Raw genomic sequence first — 8,987 nt, 5'->3', positions numbered from 1 at the left:
GTCCAGCTGTGGCGCGCGTAGTACTCGCGCAGCCGCGACGGCGGCAGGCCCGACAGCTCGATCCAGACGCGGTCGCTGGACAGGGCAAGGAACGCCGCCGCGTCGTACCACCAGCCGCGGCCGCCGTGCGCCAGCACGACGTTCAGCTGCCGGAAGTCGCGGAGCACGTCGTCAAGCAGCACCGGGTCGGCGAACTTGTTGGACGACCCTGGGAATATCGACGTGCCGCAATGCACCACGAGCGGGATGCCCGCCGCCTGGCAGGCCTCGTAGGCCGGATACATCGCGGGGTCGCTGGCGGCGAACCCTCCGTGCACCGGGTGGATCTTCAGCGCGACCGCTCCCAGGTCAAGCTGGCGGCGCAGCTCGTCCGCGACCGGGTAGTGCAGGTGCGGGTTCACGTTGGCGATGACTTTGATCCGGTCCGGGTTCGCCGCTGCGACCGGCAGGATGTCCTCGATGACCTGCATGCCGGTGACCTTCGGGCTGTACTCGGCGAGCAGCAGCGCGACGTCCACGCCCTCGGCGGCCAGGTAGGAGTCGAACGCGGCAGGAATGACCGTGCCGTCCGGGTCGTACACCTCCGCCATCGCGGCGGGATTCCCGAAGCCCTGCGCCCAGACCCTCCAGGCGGGCTTCAGCGTGGACAGCCGGGCGACGTGCATGTGCGCGTCGATGAGCGGGAAGCCGTCGAGCATCAGTGCGCTTCGCGGGACGAGAGGGGTGGCCCGGGTGCGGCTGACTGCTGGGAGGAGGTGGGTGGCTGGGACTTCGGGGCGGGTTTGAGAACCGAGGCAGCCATCTTGCGCAGCTCGACGCGGCGCACCTTCCCGGTCGCGGTGGTCGGGAAGCCGTCGGTGAACACGACCGCGCGGGGCCGCTTGAACGACGGCAGCCCGTCGCGGCAGAACTCGATCAGCTCCGCCTCGCCGACCTGCTGTCCGGCCGTGAGCACCACGTAGGCCACCGGCTTCTCCAGTCCGTCCGCGTCGGACGCGCCGACCACAATGGCCTGCGCGACCGCCGGATGAGCCAGCAGCCGAGCCTCCACCTCCATCGGCGACACCCAGATGCCGCTGGCCTTGAGCATGTCGCCGGTGCGGCCCAGGCACGCGTAATACCCGTCGCCGTCGCGCACGTACGTGTCCCCGGTGCGGAGCCACTCCCCCTGGAACACCAGCCGCGAGGCCTCGTACCGCGACCAGTAGCCCGTCGCGGCCGACTCGCCGCGCACGAACAGCGTGCCGGGGACGCCCGGTTCGGTCACGTCGGCGCCGGTGTCCTCGTCGACCAGCCGCAGGCGGTAGCCGGGCACGGCGACGCCGGTGGTGCCGGCCTTGACCTCGCCGGCCCGGTTGGACAGGAAGATGTGCAGCATCTCGGTCATGCCGATGCCGTCGAGGACGTCGATGCCGTAGTGCGCGGTCCACCGCTCGTACAGCTGCGCGGGCAGCGCCTCCCCCGCCGAGGCGGCCAGCCGCACCCCGGCGAGCGCGCCGGGCGGCAGGCCGGCCCGCAGCATGTTCGCGAAGAACGTCGGGCCCGCGAAGAACAGCGTGGCGCCGTACTTGGCGGCGGCTTCCGCCATCACGTCCGGCCGTGCCGGGACCGGGTTCAGCACGGCCGCGGCGCCCACCGACATCGGGAACAGCACCGAATTGCCGAGCCCGTAGGCGAAGAACGCCTTGGCCGCGGACAGGCAGCGGTCCTCCGGCCGGATGCCCAGCACCTGCCTGCCGTAGGTCTCGCACACCACCCGGACCGAGGCGTGCCGGTGCATCGCGGCCTTCGGCGTGCCCGTGGTGCCCGAGGTGTAGAGCCAGAACGCGGGCGAGTCCTCCGCCGTGTCGTAGACGAGGTCGTCCGCGGCGGCGGTGGCCAGGTCGTCGAGCAGGTGAACTGGCCGGGTACCGGCGGCAAGCGGGGAATCCGCCAGTACCCCGGCCAGTTCGGACGCCTCCGCGGCGGCCGACTCCGCCGCCGAGGCGAACTCGTGGGTGACCGCGAGAAAGCCGGCGCGCGAGTCCCGCAGCAGTTCCGCGATGCCATCGGAGTGCAGCATCGTCGAGACAGGCACCGGGATCGCGCCTACCCGCATCGCGGCCAGGTAAACGACGACGAACTCGGGCGAGTCGGACATCACCATCAGCAGCCGCTGCTCGGGCCGCAGGCCAACCGCGCGCAGCCCGGCGGCGGTACGGCAGACGCGGTCGTGCAGTTCGGCGTAGCTGACGTCGCCGGCCGGGCCGGTCAGCACGGTCCGCTGCCCGTCCCCCGCGGACAGGCGCCGGTCGAGCAGGTACTCACATGCGTTGAACAGCTGCGTCATCGCCTGCCGTCCTTCGGTTGCTGTGGGGTGCTAGGTGCGTGTGGGGTGGGTGGTTGGTGGTGGGTGGTGGCGGTGTGCCGTTGCTGTGGGGTGGTAGGTGCGTGTGGGTAGTGGGAGTAGTAGTGGTGTGCCGGGCGCCGTCGCGTGTCGAGGTGGTGGGGCCTAGGAGCGGGTGGAGCTACGAGAGGTGTACATAGTCATAGTCGAACGGCTTGCCGTTGATGCCGTTGCGGGGCGGCGCAATCCAGGCGGCGATCTTGCCGCGCTCGTGGACCGGCCGCATCAGCGACCGGACGAACGTCTTGTCGGTGTCGGTCGGCAGCCACTGCCCCTTGCGCCGCGCCCACTCCTGCGCCGGCAGCTTCTCCCCGGTCGGCGACGCCTCGATGCCGGCGAACGCGCCGACCTTGCGGTTGAACGCCACGTGCGGCAGCGCCAGCCGGTGCGGCAGGTCCGCCCCTTCGAGGATGCGGTTCCAGCGCTTGACGCCGCCCTCGCAGTCCGCGATGTACTCGCGGCGCAGGTCGGTGTTGAGCCCGGTGAGGGCGGACGCCTCGGCCTGGCCGATCTCGCCCTCGACGAGGGCGTCGACCATGATCGAGTCGTCGGCGAGCTTGTGGTCGTCCTTGCGGCGCTCCTCCATCCAGCGGCCCTTCAGGCCTGCGGTGTAGTAGTTCGCGACGTTGGTGGAGGTTTCCCCGCCGAACAGGTCGAGCGAGACGCTGTAGTGGAAGTTCAGGTACTTCTGGATGACCGGCAGCGGGATCGCCCCGAACGCGGCCACGTCGTCGGTTTCGTTTTCCACCATGAGCTGCGCGGTCCGCTCGACCACCCGGTCGACGCCCGTGGTGCCGACGAACATGTGGTGCGCCTCTTCCTTGAGCATGAACTCACACGTCCGCGACAGCGGGTCGAAGGCGCTTTGCTTGAGCGTGCCGAGCTGGTACTTGCCGTCCCGGTCGGTGAAGTAGGTGAACATGAAGAACGACAGCCAGTCCGGGGTTTCCTCGTTGAACGCGCCGAGGATCCGCGGCGCGTCCGCGCTGCCCGAGTTGCGGTGCAGCAGCTCCTCGGCCTCCTCCCGGCCCTCCCGGCCGAAGTAGGCGTGCAGCAGGTACACCATCGCCCACAGGTGGCGGCCCTCCTCCACGTTCACCTGGAACAGGTTGCGCAGGTCGTACAGCGACGGCGCGGTGGCCCCGAGGTTCCGCTGCTGCTCGACGCTGGCCGGCTCGGTGTCGCCCTGGATCACGATGAGCCGCTGCAGGTCGGCGCGGTACTCGCCGGGCACCTTCTGCCAGGCCGACTCGCCCTTGTGCTGGCCGAACCCGACCCGCCGGTCCTGGTCCGCCTCGGCCAGGAAGATCCCCCACCGGTAGTCCTTCATCGGCACATGGCCGAAGTGCGCCCAGCCCTCGCGGCCCACGTTGACCGCCGTGCGCAGGTACACGTCCTGGGTCGGCAGGGTCGGGCCCATGGTCTGCCACCAGGACAGGAAGTTGGGCTGCCACGACTCCAGGGCCCGCTGCAGCCGCCTGTCCTCGTGGAGGCTGACGTTGTTGGGGATCTTCTCCGCGTAGTCCACCAAGAGGATCACACTCGCTTCCGGTCGAAATCTGCCCGCTGGCCGGTCCCGTACTTGCGCAGCGCGCCGTCGGGACCGGACGCGTTCGGGCGGTAGAAGATCCAGTTCTGCCAGGCGGTCAGCCGGCCGAAGATCTTCGTCTCGGTCGTCTCCGGCCCGGCGAACCGGTAGTTCGCCTCAAGGCCCGTCAGCGCGTCCGGTGAGAAGCTGGCCCGCTCCTCGATCGCGATGCGGACCTCCTCGTCCCAGTCGATGTCATCGGGCGCGAAGGTGACCAGGCCAAGCTCCTCGGCGTCCCCGGCCGCCAGCGGCTCCCCTGCCCGTTTCTCCACGGCCGCAAGCGCGCCGTCGTCGCCGAGGTAGCGCGTCTGCAGCCGGGTCAGCCCGTTGCCCATCGGCAGTGGGCCCAGGTTCATGCCGCCGACGGTTATCGCGGCGGGCGCCGTGCCGGCGTCGCTGTCCGCGAACAGGCCGGACAGCATGTAGGACCGGTCGGCGGCCAGCGCGAGCTCAAGCAGCGACCCCGCGAAGCAGGAGCCAGGCTCGATCAGCGCGATCAGCGACCTGCTCGTCACGTCAAGCCGCTTCAGCGTGCGCTTGAGGTAGAGCACGATCTCGTTCGCGAGCCAGTCGCTGCTCATCGCGGCCAGCAGCAGGTTGTCGTGGTCGAGCACGCGCCGCGCGTCCCCCAGGGCGCGCAAGACCCAGGTGCCGATCTCGGGCTCGTTGGTGCGCAGGTCCAGGATCAGGTCGTCAAGCTCGCGGGTCACCGCCAGCGTCCAGAACGCGTCGCCAACCGCGTGCGGGTCCTCGATGCTGGCAGGGCTGGCCGCCGGGCCGGACACCGTGATCTCGGCGATCCCGCGCTCGCGGTCAAGCGCGGCGGACACGTGGGGGTAGGTAACCGACGTGTCCGTGCGGGTCTTGCGCAGCGCAGTCAGCGCGACGCCTGGGCGGTCCACGCCACCGGGCAGGCGGGTGGAGGCACGGGCAGCCACCACGGCTCGCTGCGACACTTGCTCCTGCCAGCGGACGCGAGGGACAGCCTCGTCCGCGAGCTTCCATTGCACGGCCTTCCTGCCGCCTATCCCCTCGGCCTTGGTGGCGAAGTAGTCGGCCAGGTCGCGGCGCACGTGCCGCTTGTCGGTGACCCTCGTGAGGCCCCCGGTGCCAGGGAGCACGCCGAGCAGCGGGAGTTCCGGCAGCGACACCGTTGACGAACGGTCGTCGATGAGCATGATGTGGTCGCAGGCCAGCGCGAGCTCGTAACCGCCGCCGGAGGCGGTGCCGTTCAGCGCGGCGATGTAGGTCTGCCCGGAGTTCGCGGTCGCGTCCTCGATCCCGTTGCGGGTCTCGTTGGTGAACTTGCAGAAGTTCACCTTCCACGGATGGCTCGCGGCGGCCAGCATCCGGATGTTCGCCCCGGCGCAGAAGATCCGGTCCTTGCCGCTCGTGACCACGACCGCCTTCACGTCCGGGTGCTCGAACCGCAGCCGCTGGGTCGCGTCGTACAGCTCGATGTCCACGCCCAGGTCGTAGGAGTTGAGCTTGAGCTCGTACCCAGGTTCCAGGCCGCCCTGCTCGTCGACGTCCATGGTGAGCGTGGCGACCGGGCCGTCGATGTCCAGCCGCCAGTGCCTGTACCGCTGCGGGCAGGTGCGGAAGTCGACGTGGGGCATGTGCCTATGCTCTACGAAGTTACGGTGTCACGTCAATGGTTCGTAGCATTTTGGCTCGCGGCTCAGAGGCCGTTCAGGCGCTTCCACTCACGGCGCGAGTCGGCCAGCCACTGCTCGTGCCGCTCGGCGAACAGCCGCGCGGCCTCGATGCCCGTCCACCTGGCCGGCAGCAGCTCGCGGGGCAGCGCCGGGTCGACGGACGGGAAGCGGCGCCAGGCGTGCACGAGCTCGAGCTGGCGGGCGAGCACGTCGGCCACGTCGGCCGGCGCCTGGGCGCGGAATTCGGCGGTGAACTCCTCGTACTGCGCCTCGATGGCGGGCAGGTCCCAGGCCTGCGCCACCATCGCCCTGGTGTCGGTCGTGCCGGTCCGCCGCGCCACGAACACGTGCGCCGCGTCGGCGACCCCCGCCTCGCGCAGGACTCGCCCGGCCTCCTGCTCCCGGTCCTGATGCGGGCTGATCCACAGGCCCGCGCCGAGCGAGCCGAACCCGGCCCAGGTCAGCCGCGTGCGGACCACGTGCCTGGCGCGCCGGTCGGACTCGGGGATGCGGACCTGCACAAGCACCCAGCGGCCGTCCCAGGCCGGCTCCTGCGCCGGGCCGAACGAGTAGATGCGCTCCGCGCCGTCGGTCAGCAGCCTCGTCGCCGAGGGGGTGAGCCGCCAGCGGGTGCGGCGGCCGATCTTCTCCGCGCTGAGCCAGCCGGCGTTGCTCGTGCGCATCAGGGCCTGGCGGGTCGCCTTCTCCGCCACCCCGAGCCGGTCGAAGGCGGCGAGCACGGCGCTCGTCCACGCCACGCCGTCGCCGGGGAGGACGAATTCGCCCAGTAGGGTAAGGAGCATGCCGCGCACGCTCGGCGCGCCTGCCTCGTGACGACGGGACAGCGTCGGGGACGCTGCTTCCACTTATGCGCTCCAGTACGGCATAGATAAGTAGCATAAACCTGGACCGCACGCGGCGCGACGTTCCTGGTCACCGGATAAGCCGGAGTTAACGGAAAGACCGAACGCGGACGCCGGCCCGCATTGCGCCGGGCTAGGCGTGGGCGGAGCGGGAGACGTCGGATCGAGTTCCCACATGACCACCGTCAGCCATCTCTGATTGCAGGCATTCGCTGTGGTCTGAAGGTTGCTCACCGCGGCCTGTGCGCTGGCGAGACTGCCCTCGGCGATCGTTTGCGCCACGGCATGCTGGCCGCTGGTGCCGAGTTGGCTGACCAGCACGGCTGACTGGCTGATGAGGCTGGTGCGGGTCTGGCCGGACTGGCTCCGCTCGCTGTAGAAGATCGCGACGAAGCCATCGCGCTCGCCGACGTAGTACCCCGCGGCGCCGCGGACATGTGACCAGAGGCCGTACGCACCGCCGCCGCATGCCAGCACGAGCACCGCGATCACGGACGTGATGACCAGTCGCCGCCGCTTTCTGCGGCCAGCGGAGCGGGTTGCCCGCGCGGCAGGGGCGTCGGCCCTGCCGGGGAGCGCGGTGGTCAGCTCGGCGGCTTGGGTCATGCTCGTGGTCGGCAGGTCATCGGGTGCCGCCGTGACGGGGTGGGCTGGCGAGGGCATGGGCCGCCCGGGGGAAAGCTGAGCGGCCGGGGGGAAGGACGGCAGCGACGACGTGCTCAGGCTCGTTGCAGGCGGTGCCGTGAACCATCCGCTCGGCGGGCCATCCCAGGTCGGTGCGCTGGCGGCCGCGCGGCCGTCCGCCCGACCTGCCGCCGGTCCGGCGGGCACGCCGTAATACGACGGGACGCGCAGGGCGGCGCGCAGCGCTTCTGTGAACTCGCCGCAGCTCGCGAAGCGGTCCTGCGGCGCCTTGGCGAGCGCCCGCGCGAGCACCTGGTCGACGGCCATCGGCAGGTCTGGCCGCAGGGTGCTGACCCGGGGCGGCGGGTCGTACAGGTGCGCGAAGAGCACGGCCATCGGATCCTCGCGGGCGAACGGCAGCGACCCGGACAGGATCGTGAACGCGACGCACGCCAGCGCGTACTGATCGGCCTGGAAGCCCACCCCCGTGCCGGAGATCTGCTCGGGAGCGGTGTAGTCAGGCGTGCCGAGGAACTGCCCGGTGCCGGTCAGGCCGGTCTCCGATGCCGAGCCTTTCGCCAGGCCGAAATCGGACAGGTAGGGGTGATCGGGGCGGTTCGGGCTGGCGTCGACCAGGATGTTCGCCGGCTTGACGTCCCGGTGCACCAGGCCGGCCGCGTGCGCGGCGTCCAGGGCCGAGGCGACCGGGGACAGCAGGAACGCGGCGCGTTCGCCTGGCAGTTGCCCCTCCCGCCGGACGACCGAGCGCAGGTCGCCGCCGGCCACGTACCGCATCGCGATGTAGAGCACGCCGCCGTTCCCGCCGGCCGCGAAGATGGGGATGATGTGCGGGTGGTCGACCTTGGTCGCGGCCTTCGACTCCCGGATGAACCGCTCACGGAAACCCTCGTCCTCGGCGAGCGCGGGCGCGAGAACCTTCAGCGCGACGACGCGATCGAGCGACTCGTCCCTGGCCCGGAACACCGCGGCCATCCCGCCGATGCCGACGCGGGACTCGATCCGGTACCCGGCTACCGTCGTCCCTGGCGCCAGTCCGGCCAGCATCCAGTCGGCATGCCCAGAAGACTCCCCCGCCACCGCATCCTCCCGCTTGTGTCCAAACATCCCGATAGTGGCAGTGTGCGCACCAGTCGCGCGGTCTCATAGGCGCATGTCAATACATGCCCGCGGGCGAGCGGCAGGCCCGGCCGCGTGAGCCGGGTGGAGGATCTTTCCCGTCGTCTGGCTGGGCCTGGGTGCGGCGCGGGGTGACCAGAGCGACTGCCGCCGCCCGGGAGAGGCGCCACGGTTCGTTCGGGATGAATGTGGGTTTGATGTTCGGCCGGTAGACTCCGCGTCTTGTGAGCGGTTCCGAAGGAGTCTTGGTGACCGGCGGCGCCGGTTTCGTCGGCGCGACGCTTGTGCGCCGCCTGGTGGGGAGCGGCTACCGCGTCCGGGTGCTCGACAACCTCAGCACGGGCGACGCCGCGCACCTGGCCGGCGTGGACGCCGAGCTGGTCAAGGGCGACATCCGCGACGCCGCGGCGCTCGATGACGCGCTGGCCGGCCTGCGGTCGGTGATCCACCTGGCCGCGGCCGGTTCGGTGATCGGCTCCGTGCAGGATCCGGGCACCAACTTCGACGTCAACGTGCTTGGCACGTTCCGCGTCCTGGACGCCGCCCGCCGGGCGGGCATCGGGCGGGTCGTGCTCGCGTCGACCGGCGGGGCGCTGATCGGGGACGCCACGCCGCCCGTCGACGAGCGGTCGCTGCCCAAGCCGATCTCCCCGTACGGGGCGAGCAAGCTGGCCGGCGAGGGTTACGCGCACGCCTACGCGAAGACCTACGGGCTGGCGACCGTCGCGGTC

Annotated in this window: 7 protein-coding genes; 1 reads left to right on the top strand and 6 read right to left on the bottom strand. The window is 70.8% G+C overall.

The features are described 5' to 3' along the window. The 6 genes from Q1N79_RS04620 to Q1N79_RS04595 form a co-directional block, all read right to left on the bottom strand. Positions 1–698: amidohydrolase family protein (locus Q1N79_RS04620; RefSeq protein ID WP_300604869.1), on the bottom strand; the 698-nt coding region annotated here is incomplete at its 3' end. Next, positions 698–2,329 carry a benzoate-CoA ligase family protein gene (locus tag Q1N79_RS04615; RefSeq protein WP_300604866.1) on the bottom strand — a complete coding sequence of 544 codons (1,632 nt, stop codon included), beginning with the start codon at positions 2,327–2,329 and terminating at the stop codon, positions 698–700. The genes Q1N79_RS04620 and Q1N79_RS04615, both read right to left, overlap by 1 nt. A gap of 178 nt (positions 2,330–2,507) precedes the next feature. Continuing rightward, positions 2,508–3,914 carry a benzoyl-CoA 2,3-epoxidase subunit BoxB gene (gene boxB, locus Q1N79_RS04610; RefSeq protein ID WP_300604863.1) on the bottom strand — a complete coding sequence of 469 codons (1,407 nt, stop codon included), beginning with the start codon at positions 3,912–3,914 and terminating at the stop codon, positions 2,508–2,510. Between the two features lie 8 nt (positions 3,915–3,922). Next, a complete protein-coding gene (gene boxC, locus Q1N79_RS04605) occupies positions 3,923–5,593 on the bottom strand; it encodes a 2,3-epoxybenzoyl-CoA dihydrolase (protein WP_300604860.1) in 1,671 nt (556 codons plus the stop codon). Positions 5,594–5,655: 62 nt separating this feature from the next. After that, positions 5,656–6,498, bottom strand: a complete 843-nt coding sequence (locus tag Q1N79_RS04600; protein ID WP_300604857.1) for a PaaX family transcriptional regulator C-terminal domain-containing protein — start codon at positions 6,496–6,498, stop codon at positions 5,656–5,658. Then, positions 6,499–8,244, bottom strand: a complete 1,746-nt coding sequence (locus tag Q1N79_RS04595) for a serine/threonine-protein kinase (RefSeq protein ID WP_300604854.1) — start codon at positions 8,242–8,244, stop codon at positions 6,499–6,501. Positions 8,245–8,504: 260 nt separating this feature from the next. Between Q1N79_RS04595 and Q1N79_RS04590 the strand changes: the two genes are divergently transcribed. Continuing rightward, on the top strand, positions 8,505–8,987 hold a 483-nt coding region (locus tag Q1N79_RS04590), incomplete at its 3' end, for an NAD-dependent epimerase/dehydratase family protein (protein ID WP_300604852.1).

It is taken from the genome of Trebonia sp. (genome assembly GCF_030042015.1).
GTDB lineage: Bacteria > Actinomycetota > Actinomycetes > Streptosporangiales > Streptosporangiaceae > Trebonia.
The sequence above is the reverse complement of the archived record's forward strand: the minus strand, read 5'-3'. Positions and strand labels throughout refer to the sequence as shown.